The sequence below is a fragment of the Reichenbachiella faecimaris genome (genome assembly GCF_900176375.1).
GTDB lineage: Bacteria > Bacteroidota > Bacteroidia > Cytophagales > Cyclobacteriaceae > Reichenbachiella > Reichenbachiella faecimaris.
This window is the reverse complement of record NZ_FWYF01000002.1, coordinates 1-26,379: the sequence shown is the minus strand read 5'-3', so window position 1 is coordinate 26,379 and position 26,379 is coordinate 1. Positions and strand designations below refer to the sequence as shown.

The following is a 26,379-nucleotide window of genomic DNA, read 5'->3' as shown; positions in this document are numbered from 1 at the left end:
ATTGTTAATAGATTCTGAAATCATTTTTCACGTTTTCTTCACGCGAAGTGGGTACTTGGTTACCCTTGCTTTTTTTGGTGACTTGTTCTCCCACCCATGCACGCATTTCAGAAATAGAATAACTTCTATCCCGATCGACATCTGCCCTTCTGGTGGTAATACCCTCAATGAAGCTGGCAGTGAACAGACCATTGGATGAGTTCATACCTTCGGCTGCAAATTCAGTGCCTCCAGCAGCTGATATGACTGTAGCACCAGTGCCTTTTCTCATATCACTGAAAAGGGACTTAGATAGTTCTAGTGTATTTTGTAGGCCGAAGCTGTTTTCTTTCAACTTCACAATACTACCTGTAGACCTAAAGGATACAGCCCCACTTTTTTTGGCTGAGGCCGTTACAGTTTGTACGTCTTCGTCATCCAGTTCGCCTGAGTGACAGGTGTCCATGAGCAATATCTTGTTTCTACAGTCTATACCATCTATGAGCGATTCTATTTGGGCATAAGACAATCCACCATTTGCTGGATTACTGAAATCCATATTATTGGTGGCGAAAAAATAATTATAGTCTTTGTCCAAAACGCCATGACCAGCAACAAAGATAGCCACTACGTCATCCGTTTTTGCCTGAGCTATGAAAGAGCGAACGGCCATAATGTTTGAACTTGTAGCATCTGCATTGATGAGTAATTTGGCATTAACCGTTTCATAGGCACTGGAGCCTGACAAGGTCTCAATCATATCTTGTGCGTCTTTGGCCGCAAAAGCCAGATTGTAGTCGGATTGTTGATAGTTGGATACGCCAATTCCCACAAGGTACAAGTCGGGTTTGTCCCAATCTGCTGTATATTGGATTTCAAATTTCTCAGGGATAGATTCTTGACCTTTTGCATTAGTGGCAGTTACTTTTATCTCATTGATGCCATTACTCAAAGGGAAGGATAGTTCCTTATTTATGATCTTGCCGTCTGATACAGAAACACCTTTCGATCCGAAAACTGGGACGTCATTGGCATATACCTGTAGTTGTTTGATTGGGTAAGTTTGATCTGTAGCAGTGACCTTAATTTTCATTGTCTTTTGATCTGTTTCCAGTGGTATGGAGGTGAAGTCTACTTTCACTTCGGGCAAATCAAAAGTATTCCCCAATTCCTCTTCTGTGTAACCGAGCCTTTTCAAGCGTCTGTCGTAAGCGGCCTTGTACGAAGAGATCAGTTTTTGTGGTGTGTATCCGATTCGCTTCGCAATAATATCAGGTCGATTGTATTTCAACTCAAGTTGCTCAAAAGGAAGGACTTTATTGTTGGATTTAAAGGCAATGGCCTTTGCTGCTCCTTTCGACGAGCTGTAGTACAAGTCTGGGGTATAAGAGATGAAATCATTGTTGCCGATGAGTGCCATACTTATGGTTCTTTGCTTAGTAGCCAAATTGTACAGGACAATTTCCCCGTTTTCATTTGTGGTAATGAGGTACTTATTGTCCTTGCTGAAGACAGCATCTGTCAATCTTCCATTTTGGATATCCGTGATGTACTCCGCATTCGATTTTTTGACTATGAGCTCATAGTTTTTCCAGCTCACTTTGAAGTCATTGTTTTTATACTTGTCTTCAAATAGAAGGTAGTCTCCTTTGATTTTCTTTTTGGCTTTGGACTCACTGATAGACCATATTTTGGCTTCTCCATCTGCTGTAGCGGCAAAGATTTGATCATCATCATCTGGATTGTACTTCACCCAGATCGTTTGTTTTTTTGTTTCTAAAAAAGACCTGAGCTGTCTTCCTGTCCTATAATTCCACATTTTGAAAAATTCGGTATTCACTGCAGCTGTCAGGAATGTTGTGCCATCGTCAGAGATGTCAATGCTACATACATCAGAAGACCTGTCAAAAGTCCGGACTAATTGGCCCGTATGGATATCCCAAACAGTAAGATTACGATCAAGTGAACCAACCATAATATGTTTGCCATCAGGTAAAATATCCACAGCAAGGGCAGGCTGAACGAAACCTTCCAAATCTCTAATCTTTCGGCCAGAGTGGTAATCCCACAGTTTTATCTTTCTATCATCATCGGCCGAAACGATCGTTCTGTAGTCAGGAGAAAGAGCTAATGCATTTAAGCCTAGTCCTGTTCCTTTTATTTCTTTTACCACAGGAGGAACATACTGAGTAGCTTCTTTTTTTCCAGGTTCTGGAAATTCAGCATTTTCAATATCATATACCTTCATGCTGTATTTTTCATTGACGATGACTTTGGTCTGATCTTGATTAAAGACAGCCACTGCTCTGGGATGACTAGATTGCCATCTAATGGGTTTCATCACTTCCGTGAATTGATTTTGATCCTTGGATAGTTCTATAATAGAGATACTGGACGAGCCTTCGCTGGTTTCTTCTCCTTTTGCAGCAGTGAGTGGCAGAAAGGTGTTTTGGGAGATTAATACTTTGCTTCCGTCATGCGTGAATTCGATATTGCTATAATTCATAATATAGAATGTCGTCATGCCTTTGCCTACATTGCCTTTGGCCAAATTCATAGCCAGTGCCACTGGGGTCATAATGGTTTTGGCGTAGGCTTGAGCAGCAGCAGCACCTTTCCAATGATTGAGCGCATCATCTATGATTTTTCCTTTGTCTAGGTCAATCAGTAGTAGTTCAACTCCATTGTTTTTGTAACCGCCAGATATGATTCTGGTGCCGTCTGGTGAGATTCCAATGGCTTGAATTGAAGCATTGAATCCCTTAATTGTTTTCAGTGTATCACCTTTCAAATTCCAAACTTTGAGCATTTTATCATCTCCACCTGAAACCATATATTGTTGATCTTTGGTGAATTTGACTGTGTTTACACTCCCCAGATGCGCTGATATAGTTGTTTTCACCAGACCAGTTTTGGCATCCCATAGCAATAGATTCCCTTGCAGATCTCCAGAGACTAATAACTGTCCATCTTCAGAAAGCTCCATGCACTTGACAGGAGCTGTGTGAGCGTTGAAGGTGCTAATGTCCACGCCAGTTTTTACATCCCACATTTTAATGGATTTGTCATCGCTGGCAGAATAGACCACATTTCCGTCAGGTCCATATTTCACGCTGTTTATGGCGGCTGTGTGCCCTTGGCGGACAATGAGTTGGTTTTCCTGTGCGTTTGTAAAAAAGCATAACAAGAAAAAGCTCAATAAGAGATAGGAGCGTAGCATAGTGAGTAGTTTTAGAATATAAGTGACTGCCTCGAATCAATCGAGACAGTCTTAACTATGGATTGATATTATAGAGAGTAGCTGATGATTTGCTTTTTGTCAGCCTTGAAGAACACCTGTCCAGAAATAGGATCGAAGTCATAAATGGGCTCTTTATCACCTAATTGAAGTGTTCCGAGTTCTTCACCTGTTGCCTTATCAACTTTTACAAGTCCAGAACTCTTGGCCTGTCCACCAGCACCTACTCGCGAAAGAATCATTTTAATATTACCCTTGGATTTGGATGCAGTGAAGAGTTTCTTGGCTTCATCTCCTAACATGCTAGCTCCTTTGGCAAGGTCTTCTGCTTGTTGTGCATACATTTTGGAATAATAGGTTTCTCCCCCATAGGCCGTGCGATACTGTGAAGAAGCTGCAGCCGAGCTGGCAGCCATAGCAACCATGGCAACTTGTCCTACTCTTAAGGCTATTTTGGCCGCCATGCTCATGCCTGGTGCTTCCCAGTATTTCTTCCATCGTAACGAACCATCTGTTTCGAACATGAAAAGGTTTTGACTGGAGCTTACCAAGTAGCCGCCATCGACTAGCTCAATACTTTCTGGTGATTCGTCACCTTCAAATTGTTTATCTAATTTCCCAACTAATACCTTATAATCTCCAGAAAAGAGATCAACATCATACAGATCCCCATCTATATACATCAACTCTCGGCCGAGTTCGACCTGATACCTAATGCTGGGCACATCAAGCATTCCCTTTTTGTCCCAAATTTTTTCGCCGTCGTATTGGATAACTCCCAATCTGCCTTTTGCGTCAGAGTACATGATTCCGTTACCAACAATGCGATCAATATTTATTCCAGAGATTTTTTCATCCCATTTGGCATCTCCAGTGGCTGGATCAAGCAATACCAGTCTTTTTTCTTTCTGAGTAATGGCAATACCATAGTCGCCAAGATCGATGACGGTTCCGTCTACTTTTTTGACTTTCCACTTTTCGGTACCAGATTTCAAATCATATAAACGAAGATTGCTTTCGTCCTTGGTTACTACCCCATAACTCATGGCGGTAAGTGATGGCACATCTTTTAATTTCAATTCTTGTTCCCAGAATTTTTTACCAGAGGCCATATCTACAGCTGATAGCGTACCGCTGTTTTTCTTTTTTTCAAAGAAATACCCAGTAGTTAGATCTAAGCTTAAGTCGAATTTTTCGAAGGTCTGATTTTTTAATGAAGTATTGTACTCCCATTTGATTTTACCAGTTTTTGAGTCCATGCGTGCAATTTTTGTTTTGCCAGGCATGATAATGTCAGTACCAACTACAAATGGAAAGTTTTCACTGGAGACTTGATCGCTTTCCCAAATCACCTTGGCACTTGGTAACTCGACCATTTTTGTGATCTGCATCCAAGGAGCACCTTTTTGCATGTAATCTTGCCATGAAGCTGAAATGATCACCATTCTCAATTCAGGAATATATCCTGTACCACTGTAGTTGAATGTTGGCATTTCTTTCCCGAAGAATTTAGTGATTGGCATTTCAGCTTTTCTTGGGCTAATCACTTCTTCTCCATTCTGGATATTGACAATGGCGTAATTCTTATATGCTGCATTGTCTGTGTATTTAATTTCAATGAAATCCCCCATCTCTGGATACTCTTCGTCCTCAATCACATAAATAAATTGCTCGAAAAGAGCAGAAGGGTCTTGTTTTTTGCCATCAGCACCTTTTACTGATCTGGCACCTTTCATAATGTCGTTACTCCATAGTTTGTTCCCATCCCGTGAGTCAATGCCGTGAAGTCCCATGTCGCTGGTACCCACAAGTAAGATGCCTGAATCCGTGATTTTGTTCCACGCGATTTCTTTGTCAAAGTCAAGTTGCCATAGCGCATCCTGCGCTTTTAGACTTCCCATAACGCAGAGAAGGCAGACAACTAAAATTCCATATTTTAGACTGTACATTTTCATAATGATTCCAATTTTTAGATTGTTTTTTCATTAAAATTAGAATGGTATGAAGCTGAGTTCAATCCGTATTGCTAGGTATATTGGTTGCCCTTTGGAGTAGATTTAAAGGATAAATTCTACCAGTTCTTCTTTTTGTCCAAGATGCGTGTGGGTCTTTTCTGTAAAAGTGATATGTTTTCCTTTTTTGAGCAGGGCAGTAGAACAGCGGGTGCCATAATTTTCAGTACTAATGAACATGGCGGAAAGTGCGCGTTCCCAATCCAAAGGGATGCCAGTACTAGGTAATTCTTGATCTGGTGCAATTGATTGGTCTTGTACCAGTGTTATTAATTCCTTGGGTGTGATTTGACCCTGACGTACGATCTGGTTCAGCTTTTGTTTCCCAGTTACCACCTTGGGCCAAGGATCATTGAGTAAGGCATTACTTAGCCCGTACAAGCCAGGTGAAAGGGAAACAATCTTGTGATTCAGATTACTATAATACCACAGGGAGTCATTATCTCCTACCAACAGATTAAATCCATTATAAGGGATTTTAACTGATTTAATTTCCTCTAGATAAGCTTGTGGAGAGATGTCCTTTGTGAGATATTTTTTAGTTAAATCTCCTCTTGATGGTGCATTTTCGTCAATATTTGCTGGGTCTCTGTAATTGGTTAAGGCGGCAAACTTGCCAGATTTTGTGATCCCCATCCAGGTACCACCAGCAGTCAGGTCTTTGCCTGCAATCAGCTCGGGGTGAGCCGTCCAGACATGCGCCTTCAGAGTTGGTCTCTTATAAAACTCATCTCTATTGGCTGCTAGAATCAGATCAAAGTGAGCGTGTTTTTTCCAAGCAAATAGAATGAGGCACATAGTTTTTTTCGTTTAAACATAAAAAAAGCTCTGGCCGTGAATATGGTACGGGTCAGAGCCTTAAATATTGTTAGTTTTTGGGACTATCTGAAATCAATGACTTCAGCTCCTGGGTATTTTGTCTTGTCGTACACAAATGTCTTATCAGTAATACTTGTATCTTCTTTGAAACTCAACACTTTGTATAGGTACCTGCTGCCAGATTTATCAAATACTTTGAAACTTTTCAATGACTTGTCGCTAGTCATTATTTCCATTCTGATCTTAAAATATTCCTTATCTCGATCTTCTGGCACCAAATCAACTACGTCAATGGTTCCATTGTTTCTAGATTCAGTATACACATATTTATATCCAATTTTGTAGATATTAAAAATGTTGGAAAGCGAAATTTCTTCTTCTTCAGGGTCATAACCTGAAATGGTGATTTCGTTCTCCTCCTTGAGATAGGTATAGATATCAGAGCCGTCGAACGTGACTTCCTGCTCATCCATAACCAACTTGTATTTGTCACCTCTTACTAATATAGTGCCTTTGAACCCCTCATCAATATCGTCACTATCATCTTCCATGGTATAAGAAAATTCAGCCTTGAAGGCTGGGATTTTTTGATACTTCGCACTCATGGCGTCGAGTACCTCTTTGGCTGCCGGGTCTTTTTGGGCTATAGCCTGGGTCAGCACGGCGATACTGAGTATAAATAGGAATTGGATCGACTTCATATTGTGTATGGTTTTAAAATGGGGTTGAAAATGATGCACAAATTGCACATTTCATGCCAAATATAAAAGTTAATTAAAATTCTTAAAGACCGTTAAGTTCATTGAGCAGTTGTTCGAGCGAGTGCTCATCAGTCACCAATACTTCTCGCGCCTTACTGCCTTCAAAGGCTCCTACAATACCTGCAGCTTCGAGCTGATCTATCAATCTCCCTGCTCTGTTGTAGCCTAGTTTGAGTTTTCGTTGTACCAACGAAGTACTACCTTGCTGGTGCATGACGATCAGACGAGCGGCATCTTCAAAAAGTACATCACGATCTTTAAGGTCAACCTCACCTATCGTGCTATCGCCTTCATCTCCTACATATTCTGGCAGCATATAGGCTGACTCATACCCTTGTTGATCTCCCACAAATTCGCAAATCCGATCTACTTCAGGTGTATCCACAAACCCACATTGCAGGCGTATGATATCAGATCCAAGAGACAAAAGCATGTCTCCCATACCCACCAATTGTTCGGCTCCTCCTGCATCCAAAATCGTTCTGGAGTCGATTTTAGAGGTCACTCTAAATGATAGTCGTGCTGGGAAGTTGGCTTTGATCACACCTGTAATTACGTTTACTGAGGGGCGTTGGGTGGCAACTACCAAGTGAATACCAATCGCTCTGGCTAATTGTGCCAGACGCGCTATGGGAGTTTCTACTTCTTTGCCAGCCGTCATCATCAAATCAGCCAATTCGTCTATTACCAGCACGATATATGGTAAGAACTTATGTCCCTTGTTTGGGTTAAGCTTTCTTTCAACAAATTTTTTGTTGTATTCTTTTAAGTTTCTACACCCTGCATTTTTTAATAGATCATATCGATTGTCCATTTCGATACAAAGCGAATTCAAAGTATAGATGACCTTTTTTGTATCTGTAATAATAGCTTCCTCAGTGCCTGGCAGCATGGCTAAGAAGTGCTTTTCTATTTTATTGAAAAGTGTCAGCTCCACTTTTTTGGGATCGACTAAAACAAACTTCAACTGTGAAGGGTGCTTTTTGTAGATCAGTGAGGTCAGAAGAATGTTGAGGCCTACAGATTTACCCTGACCTGTGGCACCAGCCATGAGCAGGTGTGGCATTTTAGCCAAGTCAGTCACATATACTTCATTGGAGATGGTTTTACCCAAGACCACAGGCAGTTCTGCGCTGCTCTTCATGAATTTGTCAGTAGTCAAGATAGATTTTACGTCTACCATCTCACGATTCTTATTAGGCACCTCTATACCAATAGTTCCCTTGCCTGGTATGGGTGCAATGATTCTAATCCCTAGTGCTGCTAAACTCAAGGCAATATCATCTTCAAGGTTTTTAATCTTCGAGATTTTAACTCCAGCCTCAGGTACAATTTCATAAAGGGTCACAGTGGGACCAATAGTAGCTTTGATACTCGAAATACCAATTTTGAAATTGATCAAGGTCTCTACTATGTTGTCCTTGTTTTGCTCAAGCTCTTCTTTGGATACCTGAACATTTTTTTCGGGATACTCAGTCAGTAAGTCTGGGGTAGGGTAGACGTATTTGGCCAGATCCAGGGTGGGATCATAGTTTTCAAGTTTGTCTGTAACCTTTTCTTTGGCTTCTGGCTTCTCTACCTCTAGCGCTAGATCATCTTCTTTTTCTATTATAGGAACCGCAGGCTCATTTTGAGAAACGGGTTCTTTTTTTGCCGTAGGTTCATCCACATCTAAAACCAATTCTGGCTTTTCTACCTGCTTAACTGCTGGCTTTTTTACCTCTACTTTCCATTCATCACTTTGATCTGATTGATTAGATTCGGCTTCTGCCTCTTCTTTTTCTACTTCCTCTTTGATGGCAGATACCACAGCAGCAATAGTGTCCGAGTCGTCTGGCTTGCCCTCATCTTCCTCAGAATCATATTTGTCTTCATCTTCAGCCAGATGGTCTAATCTGCTGTCTAATGAGGGTATTCCGCTAAGGCCTACCAATTTGGTGATATTGAAGAAGTAAACTGTAAATACAGCTAAGGCAAATAGCAGAAATAACAAGGTACCCCATCCCATGAGGCTGTCAAGCAAAATGGCTAATTCGAATCCTGTACCACCTCCTAAGAAACCCCAGATATTGATTTGCTCTGAGTTGATCATAAAGTAACCTATGAAAACACTAATCCAGAGAAGAAAGAAAATGGTAAACCAAAAAGATTTTGAAATTGGTAAAATTTCTCTATCAAAGACAATTTTATAACCAATCAGAAACAGAAAGGGCGGAATTAAAAATGAGGCGATGCCAAAAAACTGGTAGATAAAATAGTGTGCCGTGTAGGCTCCAAAAAGACCCAACCAATTTTCGGCCTCCAGACCTGAAGCTTTCAGTCCAGTTTCTACAATATTTCCCATCAGGCTTTGGTCAGCCTTGCCAGTAAATAGATAGGAGATAAAAGCAGTGAGTAAGAATAAGCTGGAAATAAGCGTCAAAAAACCTAGGGACAGGTGAAAACGTCTATCGTTCAAAAATCCGATTGAGATGGAGGGTAATCTAAACTGTCTTTTTTCTTTGGTTTTGCTCTTAAAAGTATTCTTGGCCATTGATGAGTATTTGGAATGTAAATTAATCAAAATGGGCACAAATGTGAACCCAAGAATCGATCATTTAGTATGCGTTTAGGCGAGGGTTTTATTGATTCTCGCAATCAATTTTGGGCCTTCATAGATGAATCCACTGTAGACCTGAACCAGACTTGCTCCAGCTTCTACTTTTTCCAACGCCGATTCACCAGAATTTATTCCACCCACACCTATAATTGGGAATGAGCCCTTGGATTTATCATGAAGAAACTTGATGACTTCAGTAGATTTGGATTGGACAGGTTTACCACTTAGCCCGCCTGCACCTATGGTTTCTACTTTAGCCTCAGAAGTTTTCAATCCAGCACGGTCAATGGTTGTGTTTGTTGCAATTACACCAGCTATCTGAGTTTCATTCACAATATCAATGATATCAACCAACTGTTCTTCGGAAAGATCTGGAGCGATTTTTAAGAGAATGGGCTTAGTCACTGGCCTTTTTTTGTTTTCCGCCATTAAGGTATTGAGGATATTTGAAAGTGGTTTTTTCTCTTGAAGTTCTCGTAAACCTGGTGTATTTGGTGAACTGACATTCACCACAAAATAATCTACTACGTCAAACAATTCATTGAAACAGATGATGTAGTCATTTACGGCCTCATTGTTTGGCGTTACTTTGTTTTTACCAATGTTGCCACCCACAAGGATATTGGACTTTCTCTTTTCTAATCTTTTTTTAATGACCACAACGCCATCATTGTTAAAACCCATGCGGTTGATCAAAGCTTGATCATCTTTGAGCCTGAAAAGTCTTGGCTTTGGATTTCCAGATTGTGGTTTTGGGGTGACCGTGCCAATTTCGACAAAACCAAAACCCATGGCAGCAAACATATCTATGGCTTCCGCATTTTTGTCCAATCCAGCTGCTAATCCCACTTTGTTGGGAAATTTCAAGCCAAAGAGTTCTGTTTCTTGTCCTTTGTTTTTTTGGCTGTATGCCAATGAAAAAATGGCTCTTCCAAGCGGGAGAACGTTGATAACCTTCATCATAAAGAAGGTCAGGTGGTGGGCATTTTCAGGTTGGAAGAGAAATAGAAATGGGCGTATCAGCGATTTGTACATAGTCAGTTTTTATCTGCCGCAAATGTACAATGATTGACGCATGGCTGACAACCAGCAACCCTAAAAAAGTAGTTGCTTTTTACTCCTTGACAAATCGTGATTGAATAACCTCGTCATTTGAAATCATTTTTAGCATGTAGATGCCTGGCATTAGCGAAGAAACATCAATCTGCCGTTTCGCTACAGTCAGGTTGATTTCTTTGCCACTGGCATTGTACAAGGCTACATGATCGACTTCAATGTCTGATTGGATATTTAAAAAATCTGAAGTAGGATTTGGGTGCAAAACCAAAGAAGAGTTAGAAGAGGTAGACGATACGACAGGAGAGAATTCTGTATAACCGTCATAATCCACCATTTTCAATCTATAGTAGGATTGGCCGACAATTGGGTCAAAATCTTTCCAGGTGTAGTTATTAATTGTTGTTGAATTGTGATGAGAACTGATTCGATCTAAGCCATCAAAGTTTTTCCCATCTGCACTTCTCTGAATTTCAAAATAATCATGATTGATTTCAGAAGCAGTTTGCCATTCTAATAATACATGGTTCAATTGTTTTGAAGCAGTGAGATAGGTAAGTTCTACCGGAAGGTTGGCTCCATTGTTTGCAATTGTAAAATTCCCAAAAGTAGTGACATTCAACGTCGCTATGACTCTTGGGTCTGTCACGCTTTCTAGAGGATCGAGTAAAAGATTCCAGTCGCCACCATTGTTATTAAAAATGGCTTGAGTGGTAATACCATTGTCCCAAATTGAGAACCAGTTAAATGTCAATACTTGTGAAGTTGGCGCATTATCCGAGGTAATAGTCCAGGTACAAGCAATGGACTCGTCCAAAGTAATCGCTCCAGTGACGATTCCATTTACACCTGTTGTTCTTGTAACAGTGACATTGCCGAGGTCATTTCCACCAGCGTTGGACGCTCCTAGTAAACTGAAAGTGCCTGTTCCAATAGCTCCTGCCTCTGCGACTACCGTTCCCTGAACATAGGAAGTAGCAGTTTCAATAATATTAGTGGCTGATGAGCTTAAATAAAAGGCACCTTGAGCATCGATAATTCCATTGGTTAAGGTGACGTTTCCTGTGATAGTCATATTAGCATCTGTAGTGAGTGTGGCACCATTATCTATCTCAATATTGGTAATAGTTATTGGATTACTATCTGAAGTAAAACTCAAGTCTTTATCGAAAGTAACAGATTCGTTGTAGGTGCCTGTACTTACAGAAATATATCCGTCTGACGGCGAGATATCCACGGCATCCTGGAGTACACCACTTGTATTCAAGTTGACAATACTTGCTGTTACATTCGATATTCCGATATCCGCACTTAAAGTAACCTGGCCTATATTCGGAGTGCCACCAGTACCAGAAATGTTGATGGCCTTATCTATGATTACATTTTCAAAGTAATTGTCTGCTGCGATAAATAGATTGTTTAATGCTGTAACAGTGGCAAGTCCAGCTGCTACTGTTTTTTTCGCGGTGCCTGGAGTCAACCCATCTCCGGAGTCATCAGGTCGAGTGCTGTCCACGTAGATGCTTTGGGCATTGACCATACATGGAATGATGACCAAAAGAAGAAACGCAGTTTTTCTTATAAAAGAACGCATGGTGGATTATTAAGGTAGTTATTAAGTAAAGATCAAATTTTGGGTATGATTGTTAGTATAAAAATAACGAATAAAATGAATACTTTATATTTAAAATATCATAAATCATATCTATCATCAATCGTTCAAATACTTTCTTGGCTGAATTTTTTTATAATTTGTTTTAGATAATCACGGTTTTAAATGCATGAAAAATTTTGGTAAGTAGAATGTTGTTGATGGTTCGACCTATCTCGACTCCTTTTGTGCTGAGGACAATCACATAGGTGTGAAACACACACATTTTAACTTTGATCTTGCCAAAGAATTATGAGTGGTGAACCAAGTAGACTGTTCTTTTTCATATTATATTTATGACTAAACGTTATTATAATATTTCATGACCTTACCTAAAAATGATTTTCAAGAGGCTATTGGCGAGCGACGGTCTCACCCCAGATTACCTTTGTTAATTGCTTATTTCACTGTATTTGTAGGCTTTTTGACTCTTATAGGGTGGGTCTTTAATGTAGAAGTACTTAAGAGACCCACCTCAGGTCTTGCAGCAGTTAATCCACTGACAGCGATTTGTTTTATTTTATCAGGACTAGGAATCATCTGCCTCGTGAAAAAATCTGGGTTTTCACTCCCACATTGGATAGTGAAACTGGTAGTTGTGTTGCTGATTGCCATAGGTTCAGTAAAAATGGCCAACCTGATGACCCAGTCAGCGTTTCAAATAGACCAGGTGATTTGCGCTGAACAGCTACAGGCTGATCTTGAAAAAGGCAAGCTTAACAGCATGGCTCCTAACACTGCACTGGGTTTCCTGCTGTTTGCTGCTGCTATGGTTTTGTCCATAAGAGATCGCGAGAAACATATCCAAATTGCCAATATCTTGTTGGTTTCTGTGTTTGTCGTAGGCTTTTTTTCTGTCATTGGCTATCTGTATCGCATTGGTGAGTTTCAAGGCATTCTGGCTTTCCTTCCCATGTCGTTTTATACGGCCGTTGGATTTGTCTTAATAGCCGTAGGCCAGTTGTTAGTTAACTCCAAAAGTGGCTTTATGAAAGTGATCAATAGCCCATATTCGGGAGGAAGAGTAGCTAAAATTTTGATCCCACTAATCATCATAATTCCTGTGCTATTTGGTTACCTCAGAATCCTGATGGAGGCCAATACGACAATGAGCACTGAGCTGGGCATATCTATCCTTATCGCGTGCATTATTGTTGGGTTGCTCATAACCACCTGGTTTTTAATCCTGGTTTTGAACAGGAGAGATAAAATTCAGGATAGCCTGAGACAAACACAGGAGCAGTTTAGGAGCGCTTTCGAATATTCTGCCATTGGGATGGCTCTGGTCTCAACCTCTGGTAAATGGCTGAGTACCAACAAGAAGTTAAGTGAAATCATAGGCTATCCCAGGGAGGAACTTATCAAAATGACCTTTCAAGATATAACACACCCGGAAGACTTGGAAAGAGACGTTGTACAGGTGCAGCAGTTGATCGCAGGGCAAATTGATGGCTATCAAATGGAAAAAAGGTATTTCCATAAAAATGGCGATTTGGTTTGGGCCCTGTTGAGCGTGTCTCTGGTAAGGGATGCGACTGATCGTCCGCTTCATTTTGTTTCACAAATTGAAAACATTACGCAAAGAAAGGAAGCTGAAATAGCCCTTAAAAGCGTATCTGACCGTTTGAAACTAGCTACTCAGGCAGCCAAAATTGGTATTTGGGAATATGATCTTCAGCAGAATCAGTTGGTATGGGACGATATCATGTATGAATTGTATGGCATCACCAAGGAAACCTTTGGAGGAGTTTATGACGCTTGGCGAAATGGTGTTCACCCAGATGATATAGCACGTGGTGATCTTGAGGTAGCCCAGGCCATCTCAGGAGAAAAGAAGTTTGATACTGAGTTTAGAGTCGTCTGGCCAGACAAATCTGTACATCACATTCGTGCGCAAGCTCTTGTAGAGCGCGACACCCATGGCGAGCCCATCCGTATGGTGGGAACCAATTGGGATATTACAGCTGATAAAAATTATAAGCAGGCTTTGCATGAAACCACGCAATTAGCAGAGGTGGCCAAGCAAGAAGCTTTGGCCTCTGCCAAAGCAAAAGAGAATTTTCTGTCGACTATGAGTCATGAGATACGTACTCCGCTCAATGCCATTTTGGGCGTAGCCAATTTGCTTTTGATGGAAGATATGAAAGAAGAGCATTTGGAGCATTTGAGATTACTCAAATTCTCAGGAGAAAACCTGCTTACCTTAATCAACGACATATTAGACTACAACAAAATAGACGCTGGAAAGATTGAGTTCGAACAAATCGATTTCAACCTGAAAACCTTGCTTGAACATATTCAGAAATCCATGCTTCTAAAAGTGGATGAGAAGGATTTAAGTCTGGAATTAAACTACGACAAGAAACTGCCGGAAGTGTTCATTGGAGATTCTGTGAGAGTTTCTCAGATTGTCAATAATTTGATGGGAAATGCGATAAAGTTTACTGAAAAAGGAAGAATTTCAGTCACTGTTTCAGCTGCCGAAATCGACCATGAAGCGGCCCGAATTCATTTTGAAATATCCGATACAGGTATTGGCATAGACCCTGAAAATCAAGCCATGATTTTTGAGAATTTTTCACAGGCTAGTGGAGATACAACTAGGAAGTTTGGAGGGACGGGACTGGGGTTAGCCATTACCAAAAAACTTTTGGAATACATGGGAAGCGATATCCATTTGACAAGCGAACTTGGCAAAGGATCTGTGTTTTCATTTGATATTTCTTTACCGCTAGGAGCAGTAAGGTCAAAGAATGATCATAGACAAGCAGACACCAATACCTTCGAAAGTCTAAGTGATCGAAACATCAATATACTGGTGGCCGAAGACAACAGAGCCAATCAGATCGTATTGGAGAAGTTTCTAGAGAAGTGGGGTGTCCAAGTGGAATTTGTAGAGAATGGGCTTCAGGCTGTTTCCAGATCAAAGACGGAACAATTTGACATGATTCTTATGGATCTTCAAATGCCGGAAATGGATGGCTATCAGGCGACCATCGAGATAAGGAAAAATAAGACCGAATATGCAGCCCATATACCCATCATAGCATTAACGGCTTCAGCCCTATTGGACGTCAGGAAGAAGGTGAAAGAATTGGGAATGACTGATTATATCACCAAACCTTTCAATCCCGAGGAGTTATATCGAAAAATATTGAAGTACCATAGCGTGGTTGACAGCAAACCAAAACCTGATGTGTCTAAGAATAAAATCTTCCTCAAACTGCAGGAGTATACTGGTGGAGATACTGTGTTTATGGATGAGTTGATCGCTCATTATACTGAAAACTACCAGTCGTTTTTATCCGCATTTGCAGAGGCGCTGAAGGGAGATGATCATGAGGCAGTCCGAAGTGCATGTGGTCAGATCAAGGTCAGTAATGAGGCATTAGGTGTAGATGATTTGGAAGAGGTATTGAAGGCGATAGATGCTTTTTTGGCTACATCAAAAGGGAAGGAAAAAGTGTTCAGCAAAGTAGAAACAGTTAGTAAAGAGGTGATTCAAAGCCTGGAGGAAGTAAAAAGGTACAATGCCCAATAAAAATTTCACCGAGTGATTGCTGCCAGTCAGCATCAAAGACTCCATTTTGACCGAGAATAAATTTTTGAGGCTATAGTAATATCTAGATTGCTCTAAATGATTGTAGCGGCAAAAAGAGAATTGAAGCATGAATGACGAATTTTATAAACGAGATATTTTGGGCAAATCTGCCCAGTTGGTTATACTCAATGCCAATGGCATATACCTGAAGTCTTGCCACACGTTAGAAAACTTGGCAAAATTCGAAGGGTCTATTTTTAAGAAAAGTCAATTCTTGAGTAGCAACAAGACACAAATCCTTGATCTCGAACCAGGAGAGGTACTCAATTTCTTTTGTGTCTCTGATCGATTTTTTAAATCTCAGATGATTTGCGACTATCGAATAGAGAAGGTAAAAAAAGGAGAAAATGAATTTATTCATTGGCTCATTCAGGATCACACGCAGCTGTACAAGGAGGTGATAGAGAGAGATTTGGCAGAGAAGGGGGTGGTTGGAGAATTGGAATCTCTGAGGCAACAAGTCATTGAGTTAGAACAAGAATTAAGGGTTAATCATGCGATTGGATCTAAACTGTATCATGAGATAAAAGCACCTATTGCGGGATTGAAATATATCTCTAAGTCAATTACTGATCAGCTGGAACCTGAGCTTAAAAAAAGATATCAGCAAAGCTGTGGCATCATTACGGGCTACCTCGAACACGCCATCAGTCAGATGGCATCCACAGAATTGAAGGAGACAAATACGCCCTTCAAGATAGACCAAATTATAGCGGCAGTGCAGGATACCTTTCTGAATGAGTCAGAGGCTCACCTGCTGTTTGAGAAAGAGTTTGAGTCATCAATTGTGATCGGCAATAAACACAAGGTGTACACAGGTATCGTTAGGCTACTAAGTATCATCAATGAAAGCAAACCTGATGGGCATGTGAAAATCAAATTCACCTATGATCAAGCCACAAGGTGTATTCGAATTGTTTTCAAATCCAATTTATTGAGGGACGCTATTAAAAGAATCATTGGAAAATATTCAGAAATCGACGGTTCTTATGAGTTGATAGAAGAAAAGGGTGCCATGGCCATGTTGTGCAATATTGAAGAAATAAAAATGCTAGAAATGAAGGCGGTCGATAGGGTCTCGAATGTAAAAACCCAAGCCATCACCAAGAAAGCATTTCCTTATTTGTATCAGATCACCAATCAAGATGAGGATATGGTCAGGGATATTGTAGAAGGAGTGCTTGATGTGGTCCCGTTCGAACTAGAAAAAATGAGTCTTCAGTATGAAGCGAGAGATTTCGATTCCTTGGCTAGGACTGCACATAAGGTAAAGCCGAATTTTGAAAATCTTGAACAAAAACAGTTCATTGATCAGATTTTTGGCATAGAAGAAGCAGCTCTTGAAAAAAATAGCACCTATCTACAGACTCATTTGGTCAGCTTTATTCGTGAAGCCAGTGCAAAACTTGAAGAATTGAAGGGAATTTATACCTGAATTCATTTATGATTTCCTTATTGTTGTTTCATGTTTCATCTAGCAGGTTGAGTTGGAGATGTAAAATAATTACTCAAGCAAAAACGAAGATATTTCAAGCTTTTATTGTAACTTTTATGTTGATGAAAAGGTTGAATCTTGATAGCCTTTTCGTATCAATCAGCAGCTGCTAACCTAAGAAAGAATGTCGAAAAAATTAACATGTGTTGCCATAGATGACGAGTTCATCGCGCTTAAAATCATTACTTCATTAATAGAACAAACGGGCTTTTTAGAGTTGTTGGGTTCGTATCAGAATGCCCTGGAGGGCACCAACGCCATTATCGAATTGGAGCCGGATATTGTGTTTCTTGATATTCAGATGCCTGAAGCCAGTGGTTTGGATATTATCAAATCTTTGAGCAAAAAGCCTGAAATTATTCTTATTACCTCTCAGGAAAAATATGCAGTGGAGGCCTTCAATTTTGATGTGACGGACTACTTGGTCAAGCCCATAGAAAGTTACCCACGTTTTGTCAAGGCAGTAACCAAGGCTAAAGAAAACATTGCGCTTAAAGAGCAAAAGACTGCCGGCAATGATGCTGTTTTCATGAAAGTTGATTTTTTACTGACCAAGGTGATGTATGAGACCATATTGTATGTGGAAGGTTATGGAGATTACATCAAGGTTCATACCGAGAAAAAAACCCATGTGGTGTATCACAAACTCAGTAGCATAGAGAAAAAATTGCCAAAAGAGCTCTTCTTGAGAGTGCATCGTTCCTATCTGGTTCAGATTAATAAAATAGATAATATAGATCAAAACAGTCTGTTGATTGGGGATGCCATAGTACCTGTAAGCGCGAAATACAAGCCCGAATTGCTGTCAAGAATTGAACTGCTATAAGGATTGATATTTTAAAGAGACCCATCTTTTCATTAGCAAAAGATGGGGAGAGTAAATTTCTAGTTGGCGGAAAAGAGAAAAATTAGTTTAATTTTAGTTCCGCATGAAAAAACCTGAAATACCTAGCAACGAAAAGGAAAGACTTGCCGAGTTAAAGTCCTATGAAATTCTTGACACAGCGCTTGAGCAGCGTTTTGATGATATCACCAAAATTGCTGCTTTTATCTGCGAGACACCAATTTCGTTGGTCAGCCTGATAGACAAAGACCGCCAGTGGTTCAAGTCTCGACATGGATTGAACGCCTCAGAGACTCCCAGAGATTTGGCCTATTGTGCACATGCCATTCACACACCCGAAGACATTTTAGAAGTACCTGACGCCTATGAGGATGAGCGGTTTTACGACAATCCTTTAGCTACAGGAGACCCACATGTCCGGTTCTATGCCGGAGCACCATTGGTTTCTTCTAATGGGTATTCATTGGGAACCTTATGCGTGATAGATCATGAGCCTAAGACGCTTAGTGATGCACAGCGAGAAGCCTTATGGGCACTTTCACGTCAAGTTACTGCTTTACTAGAACTGAGAAAAACCAATCTACATCTGGAGGAAAGCAAAAAGGAGCAGATTCATGCAGAAAAAACGTTTCGTGACAGGATCGAGCGAATAGGAGATATGGTTTACGAGTTAAACACGGAAGGGTACTTTATCTACGTAAATCCGGCCCTGGTCAGGGAATCTGGATTTTCTGAAAAACAATTACTCGAAATGCATTTTTCTGATCTTGTAGACTCAGGTGATGCGGAGAGAGTGTCGAAACATTATATTGATATCCTTAAAAATCATACCCGATCATCATACCTGGAATTTAAAATGAAAGGAGCCAATGGCCCATGTTGGGTGGGGCAAACCGTAGAGATAGAATTTCAGGATGACGTGGGCGTGCGAACATTTGGAGTGGCTAGAAATATTTCGGAAAGAAGAAAATATGATGAGGCCATTCAGGAAGCCATGCAGCTTGCTGAGAAGGCCAAGCAGGAGGCCATTGAATCTGCAAAAGCCAAGGAGAATTTTTTGTCCACCATGAGTCATGAGATTAGAACGCCGCTCAATGCCATTCTTGGAGTAACCAATTTGCTTCTCATGGAAGAACTCAAAAAGGAGCATTTAGAACATTTGAATCTTCTTAAGTTCTCAGGGGAGAATCTACTTTGTTTGATCAATGATATTTTGGATTACAATAAAATAGAATCGGGCAAGGTAGAGCTAGAAAAAGCGGAATTTAACCTAAAGGAAATCTTGACTGCCCTGAAGCAATCATTGGCGCCTGAGATTGGTAAAAAAGGCTTGGAAATGACCTTCATGTATGACGAGACCCTGCCCCAAAGATTTATTGGAGATTCAGTACGTATCACTCAGATCATTAACAATCTGCTCAGCAATGCTATAAAATTCACGGATGAGGGTTTTATTAAACTAAGTGTAACTCAGCTTGAAAAGAGAGGAGAGGAAGTCCAAGTTCATTTTGAAGTCCATGATTCGGGTATTGGAATAGAGAAGGCTAATCAGTCTATTATATTTGAAAATTTCGAACAAGCAAGTGATGATACCACACGCAAATTTGGTGGTACAGGTCTGGGGCTGGCCATTTCAAAAAAACTATTGCAGCTGATGGATAGCCAGATCGAGCTAGATAGTGCATTAGGTTTTGGCTCTATTTTTTCTTTTGATTTGATATTGCCTATAGGAAATCAGAAAAGCCCTGAATCAAATGAGAAATTCGTTCAGCCGGAGTTTGACAATTTGGCTGATTTAAAAATTCATATTCTTGTGGCAGAAGACAACAGAGCCAATCAGATTGTATTGGAGAAATTTTTGGTAAAGTGGGGGATCAAAATGGAATTTGTTGAAAATGGCAGATTGGCACTAGAACGATCAAAAACTGAACTATATGACTTGATATTAATGGATCTTCAAATGCCAGAAATGGACGGTTATCAGGCCACAAAAGCCATTAGAAAACTAAACTCTGTCTATGCGCAAAATTTACCCATAGTTGCACTGACTGCTTCTGCCTTGCTCCATGTACGGAAAAAAGTAAAGGAATTGGGGATGACTGACTATATCACCAAGCCCTTTGATCCTGAAGAGCTCTACAAAAAAATATTGAAATATCGAGGCAAGGTCATGAAGAAACATGCAGTTTCTACTGATCATCCCATTGGACTCAAGCTACTCAAGTTGGCCGACAATGATCAGGATTTTGTTAAAGAGTTGGCAGAGCACTATTTAGAAATCTATCAAAATTTCCTCTCCGACTTCTTGGAGGCTATGGATAACGCCGATGAGAAATTGATCAAACAAACCTGCGACTCCATTAAAACCAGCAATGAAGTTTTGGGCATTTCCAGCTTGCCCCAATTAATGAATGAAGTTCCACGCATTTTACTTGAAAAAGGTAATAAAAAGGGTCAGTTGATAGAAAAAATCAAAAAGGCATGTGAGGAGATCACAGCCGCCTTGCGCCACATCATGTCTATTTCGGAATAGAACATAACTTCAATTATTGGGAAAGAAAGCACTCTTTTAAGTCTCGAATTGATTAAATTATAGGACAACCTTTTATTTTTTCTAGCCTAGCCTTCGTACTGAACTCACCGAGTATTTATTCACTTTCACCGAGTCTCTATTCATACATGATTCAGGCGGTCTAAATTCGGGGCTATTAGATATTAACCTCAGTTTAACCTGTTATGAACGAGAAACGAAGTATAATACTCATTACCGTAATCCTTATTTTAGGCCTTAGTTTGAATTCCACTGCCCAAACTCCCGGACTGATTTACAAACCAGCCGATGGAGGGCAGTCGGTTTTAGATCCTAACCTCGATGGTTATACCTCAGAGACAGATCAAGGATTTGGCGCTGATGATGAGACCTCATCCGAAATCCCTTTTGTTCCATTACCTGTAGTTGGCACGGGAGAACCGTCCAGCGACAATTCAGCAGGCCCGAGCTGTGGGTTCGTGGATTTGGTTCGCTCCGATGAAGATGAAACCATCTATACCTATTCTGATGGAACAAATCTTATGTTTCGTTTTCGTTTAGGTGGTACAGCAGAAAATTCTAAAGGTTATACCATTCTCGTTGATACCGACCAATTGTTTGGTTCAGGATCTGATCTTGATTATGTATCAGGGAATCCTGGTTTTGAGTACGAAATAACTTTACGAACGAATTTCGGTGTGAGTATCTATGACATTGACAACAATACACTTACAAGTACCGAAATTGGTGATGGAACTGTAGATCGCCCTTATGAAGATTTCGCTCAAAAATCCATAGCAGGTTCTACCATTTGTGGAACAGATTATTTTTACGATTTTTATGTGCCTTATGCGGATCTACCCTTTAGTAGCTCCACACCCGTTAGAATGGTGGGAGGCACCACCATTGCACCCAAAGAATCAACAGGATTCAAAATGGCGGATTTGGGAGGTGTCGATGATGACTTGGGAGTTACTGATAATTTGTTTCAGGATTTGATTGATGTTTTTCCACCTACCTCAGGTGACGACCTGAGTAATGGGGAAGCGATAAACCCTAGAGCGGAGTGCCCCACTATTACTGGGCCAATTGCTGTAGATGCTACTTCTGTTTCAGGGACTACCACCGAAGTAGATGGCGCCACCATAGAACTTTTTAGAGATGGCGATCCAATAGGCACCACCTTGGCTTCTGGAGGAGCATGGACAGTGTCGGGTATCTCAGCAGTAGTTGCTTCTGAGGAATTTACTGCGACTGCTAAAGTAGGTGCTACTGCAGCCGCTGCAACTGCAACTAAAGAAAAATCAACTTCTTATTCGTCGTGTAATTCAACTATTGCGGGGGCAGTCTGCGCTAATGCAGCTCATACGTTGTCTATTACTGGTAATTCGAGTGGAGTTAATTTTTCCATCACTGATGCTGCAAACACTTCATACACAGTGTCTTTATACGATGAGGGCACTGGAAATTTGATTGCAGGAGCGAAATGGGCACCTGCTGAAAATCCTATAACAGTTGTTACAGATGGTACAGGAAACTTCACAGGAGCCGTAGATGCAAATCAGGGGTCTGCCGTTCCAACTGGCGTCTATTACATCATTGTTCAAGGAAGCGGATGTGCATCAAGCCGTGCCTATGTGTGCCAAGGTACAGGTACGACCGCTACACCTACTATTACAGAAACGGAAATATTAACGACAGCAACGGAAATCAATGGTACAAAAGCCTTAGCAGCAACGGTCGAATTATACATCGATGGGGTTGGGACTGGAACTACCTACTCTACAGCAGGAACAACATTTTCTGCCCTTCCTTTGCCCACACTCACAGTTGGTCAGGTAGTTTCGGTATACGCAACCGAGACCTCTTTATGTCCATCCGAATCAAGTGGTGTTGCGGTGACTGCAGCTCCAGTACAGTCTGCAACACCAACCTTAGATATAGATGGAGAATATTGTGTAGATGGAGGAACGAATATTACGTCTGTGAGTGGCTTTTCATCCGAACCCGACGGATCAACGATTACAGTCTATTCAAGAGTAATTAGTGGAGGCGCAGAGACTTCCGTTGGAAGCACTACAACTATTGCCTCAAACGGAGCTTGGACGGTATCTACTAGTAATATTCCTGCAACTTCATATATCACCGCCACTGCTCAGGCATCTGGAGATTTAATAAGTGATTTTGCTACTGAAGTATTTGTTAATACAAAAACTCCAGACCCAACGAATAAACTAACACTTGATTCTCCAATTGCGGAAGGTGATGACGAAGTGAGTGGGACAACTCTGGTTAGTGGAACAGATAATTTAGTGATTCAACTGTATATCGACGATGTAGAGATTGAAGGAGCTATTTATAATGTTCCGCCAAGTCTTAACTCTTTAGATCCATGGACCATTACGGGCTTATCGACCCCATTTAATAAGCTATTCGCTGGAGGGTCTGCTACGACAACAGTGACCAATGAAAGTGGAGGTCTCTGTGAAAGCAATCATTCGAATGCGGTTCTTATTGATTGTCAGGCACCCGATGTTGCAATGGAATTTGTAGCTACTTCAGCTACGACTATATGTGCAGGCGAAACCATAGATTTTTCGGTGAGTTATACGGAAAATTTGATTGTTTATGAATTGCAAGATCAAGATGATAATGGTATAGGTCCAGCTTCACTTGGAGATGGCAATACCCTCGCTTTGACTTCTTATGCTATTGACGCTTCTGTCACTTCCATTAAATTAGTGGCTTCACGTATTGGAACCGTTTGCCAGGAAATCGTTGGAACAATCAATGTGTCTCCAGAAGAAATTAATCTTACGCATGTAATCACAACCCAACCGACAAATTGCCCTTCGCCTGATGGAGTAATAACCCTCTCTGGCCTGACTGCTTCTGAAAATTATACACTCGATTATTCTCTAGATGGAGAGGCAGTGCCTTCTGCCATTATCACGGCAAATGGAAGTGGAGATTATGCCATGACAGGACTAGCGCCAGGAGATTACTCAAATATTACAATTAGCGGAACCGCAGTTACGTTGATTTGTGATAACGTCATTGTTGGACCTGTAAGTCTGGTCAACGCTGGTGCTGCTACGCTTGCAGTGGGAGTTGAAATGGAACCCTCTACCTGTGGCGGTTCTGACGGAAGTATCACCTTTACAAGTACCGAATTCAGTACCAATTATACACTCAACTATGTTTTAGATGGAGTACCAGGATCTGCAGCTGTTAGTAGTGATGGTACAGGGGCTATTGCTGGTTTTACCGGATTATCGGCAGGTGTATACTCAAGTATCAGTATTACCAATACAGGTACGCTTTGTAAGTCGAACTCTATTGGCCCATTTACGCTAGCAGTTCCGAACCCAACCATTGCAATTACAGGAAGCGCTAGCCCTAGCTCTTGTGGAGGAAATGGAACGATCAATTTCTCATTTACAGACATAACTGATGGAACTTATACGATTAATTACAATGGTGGAAGCTTTGCATCAGTGGCTGTAGCTTCGAACGCCGCGTCAGTTTCTGCTCCGGCAGGTAGTTATGTCGATCTCAATATAACAGATATAACCACTGGGTGTACCACAGACGAAAACCCGGATGTGGTACTCAATGACCCAGCTACGCATACCATTGCTGCAAGTCGAGTAAATCCAACCACATGTGGCGGTAATGGAAGCATTAATTTGACATTTACAGGAGTAGCTGTAGATGGCAATTATAATATCGATTATGACGGAGGGCAATTTACTAATGTGGCAATTGCATCCAATACTGCTACAATATCTACAGTAGCTGGTACTTATACTAACCTAAGTCTTACTTATGCCGGTTGCGTGAGCGCCGAATTTCCAGATGTGGTGTTGACAGATCCTACAAAACCAACAATTTCACTAGTATCTTCTTCAGGTCCAACAACTGCCGGAGGAACTGACGGTCAAATTGAACTGGTTGTTACAGGTGTTCCTGATGGCTCATATACCTTGAATTATCAAAATGAGGTGCCTAGTGTGCAAACTTTCACTGGTGTGTCAATAGCTTCAGGGTTAGCAACAATCACTGGATTAGCTGAAGGTTCTTATGACGATATTACAATTATTTATAATAACTGTACTTCGATTGCGGACATAGATGTTGTTCTTACAGACCCTGTCGTACTTACACCATCCATTACGGGGAGTACACCTTCAAACCCATCCACTTGTGGAGGTATTGATGGGTCGATTGCTTTGACATTTAATAACGTAGCAGCAGGTACTTATTCGTTAGATTATCACGATGGAGTAGGTACTGCTAGTTTTAGCGGAGTAGTAGTAGACGGGTCAGGAAATGCAACCGTTAGCAATCTCTCAGCAGGAACATATAATGACATTACCATTACAGTAAGTAGTAATACTTCTGTTGAGGATGTGGATATTGTATTAACTGATCCTGTTAAAGCAACCATAGCAGAGGGAACGCATACACAACCTACCAATTGCGCTGCTCCAAATGGAACGATTGTATTAACAGGTGTTACCTCTGGAACCTATGATGTTGATTTTTCATTTAATGGTACACCACAGTCCACCCAGTCTTTAACAGCAACTGCGTCGGGAATTTCAATAGCCGGACTGAATAATGGTGCTTATACAAGTTTAAGTATTACCAATCCCACTACGAATTGTCAATCCAATATCATAGCAGGGCCAATTAATCTAGCAAATTCTAGTGCACCTAGTGGAGCGAGCATCTCACCTAGTGCGACGACCTTGAACTGTACTGTTACGACAGCGACCTTGACTGCGAGTGCAACGGACAATGCAGGGACGAGCAATTTGATTTATGCCTGGACGACGGCTGACGGTACAATCGATTCAGGAGCTGCCACAGCTACTGCCACGATTAGTGCAGCGGGTACTTATACGGTAACCATTACTGACCCAGACAATAGCTGTACTACCAGTACTAGTCAAGTAATCAGTGAAGATGTATCTGCCCCAAACGGAGCGAGCATCACACCAACTTCAACAGTATTGTCAACTACAGTCACTACCGCAGATCTAACGGCTAGTGCAACTGACAATTCGGGAACCATTAATTTGACATATGCATGGACTACTGCTGATGGTACTATAGACTCTGGGGCGGCAACAGCAACAGCTACCGTTAGTTCAGGAGGTACATATACAGTCACTATATCAGATCCGGACAATTGGTGTTCGACCACCGCACAACAAGTAATAACAGAAGATTTTGTGGCACCAAGCACGACAATCAGTGGCGAGCCATCCGCGGTCAACAGCACGGCCCCTTATGATGTGACGGTCGACTTCGGGGAAATCGTGACCGGTTTTGTATTGGGAGATGTAGTCGTAGGCAACGGCAGTGCCACAGACTTCACCGACAATGGTGACGGCACTTACACGGTAGAAATCACGCCAAGTGGGGCAGGCGACATCAGCGTAGATGTCGGGGCGAACGAGGCCCAAGACGCGGCGGGCAACAACAACACGGCCGCCACGACAGTGACGACAGTTTATGATGTGAGCGCACCAGAAATTGTGATAGCTATTATAGCTGAAGATGATATCATTAATGCGCTTGAAGACGACGTGGATCTGACAGTAAGTGGTACAACTACAGATGTGGAAGACGGACAGGTAATCACCATTACGCTTAACGGAATTGATTATACGGCAGTAGTTGTAGGTAATGCCTGGACACTGGACATCCCAGCAGCAGATGTACAAGCCTTGACCGAAGGCGACAACGACATCACTGCGAATGTATCAGACGTAGCCGGCAACCC

12 protein-coding genes are annotated in these 26,379 nt (G+C 41.2%); 5 read left to right on the top strand and 7 right to left on the bottom strand.

Annotation, left to right across the window (positions count from 1 at the left end; translation table 11 throughout):
* Positions 1 to 4: 4 nt before the first annotated feature.
* The 7 genes from B9A58_RS07955 to B9A58_RS07925 form a co-directional block, all read right to left on the bottom strand.
* The gene (locus tag B9A58_RS07955) at positions 5 to 3,199 is read right to left on the bottom strand and encodes a caspase family protein (RefSeq protein WP_084372111.1); all 3,195 of its coding nucleotides are present in this window, start codon (positions 3,197 to 3,199) and stop codon (positions 5 to 7) included.
* 68 nt (positions 3,200 to 3,267) lie between these two features.
* Entirely contained in the window at positions 3,268 to 5,118 is a 1,851-nt protein-coding gene (locus B9A58_RS07950; RefSeq protein WP_176214720.1) for an outer membrane protein assembly factor BamB family protein, read from the bottom strand.
* 156 nt (positions 5,119 to 5,274) lie between these two features.
* The gene (locus B9A58_RS07945) at positions 5,275 to 6,027 is read right to left on the bottom strand and encodes an NRDE family protein (RefSeq protein ID WP_084372107.1); all 753 of its coding nucleotides are present in this window, start codon (positions 6,025 to 6,027) and stop codon (positions 5,275 to 5,277) included.
* An 83-nt stretch (positions 6,028 to 6,110) separates the two neighbouring features.
* Positions 6,111 to 6,749, bottom strand: a complete 639-nt coding sequence (locus B9A58_RS07940) for an outer membrane lipoprotein periplasmic chaperone LolA1 (protein ID WP_084372105.1) — start codon at positions 6,747 to 6,749, stop codon at positions 6,111 to 6,113.
* An 82-nt stretch (positions 6,750 to 6,831) separates the two neighbouring features.
* A complete protein-coding gene (locus B9A58_RS07935; protein WP_084372103.1) occupies positions 6,832 to 9,342 on the bottom strand; it encodes an FtsK/SpoIIIE family DNA translocase in 2,511 nt (836 codons plus the stop codon).
* Between the two features lie 75 nt (positions 9,343 to 9,417).
* Positions 9,418 to 10,443: a quinone-dependent dihydroorotate dehydrogenase gene (locus tag B9A58_RS07930; RefSeq protein ID WP_084372101.1), complete on the bottom strand. Its 1,026-nt coding sequence runs from the start codon at positions 10,441 to 10,443 to the stop codon at positions 9,418 to 9,420.
* Between the two features lie 79 nt (positions 10,444 to 10,522).
* Entirely contained in the window at positions 10,523 to 12,058 is a 1,536-nt protein-coding gene (locus B9A58_RS07925) for a T9SS type A sorting domain-containing protein (RefSeq protein ID WP_084372099.1), read from the bottom strand.
* Positions 12,059 to 12,437: 379 nt separating this feature from the next.
* Between B9A58_RS07925 and B9A58_RS07920 the strand changes: the two genes are divergently transcribed.
* From B9A58_RS07920 to B9A58_RS07900, 5 genes are all read left to right on the top strand, one after another.
* Positions 12,438 to 15,656 carry a PAS domain S-box protein gene (locus B9A58_RS07920; protein ID WP_084372097.1) on the top strand — a complete coding sequence of 1,073 codons (3,219 nt, stop codon included), beginning with the start codon at positions 12,438 to 12,440 and terminating at the stop codon, positions 15,654 to 15,656.
* A gap of 127 nt (positions 15,657 to 15,783) precedes the next feature.
* Positions 15,784 to 17,151, top strand: a complete 1,368-nt coding sequence (locus tag B9A58_RS07915) for a hypothetical protein (protein WP_084372095.1) — start codon at positions 15,784 to 15,786, stop codon at positions 17,149 to 17,151.
* A 184-nt stretch (positions 17,152 to 17,335) separates the two neighbouring features.
* Entirely contained in the window at positions 17,336 to 18,037 is a 702-nt protein-coding gene (locus B9A58_RS07910; protein ID WP_084372093.1) for a LytR/AlgR family response regulator transcription factor, read from the top strand.
* A gap of 103 nt (positions 18,038 to 18,140) precedes the next feature.
* On the top strand, positions 18,141 to 20,588 hold the full coding sequence (locus B9A58_RS07905) for a GAF domain-containing hybrid sensor histidine kinase/response regulator (RefSeq protein WP_084372091.1): 2,448 nt from the start codon (positions 18,141 to 18,143) through the stop codon (positions 20,586 to 20,588).
* A gap of 203 nt (positions 20,589 to 20,791) precedes the next feature.
* The coding region (locus B9A58_RS07900) for a beta strand repeat-containing protein (protein WP_139793802.1) at positions 20,792 to 26,379 on the top strand (5,588 nt) is incomplete at its 3' end.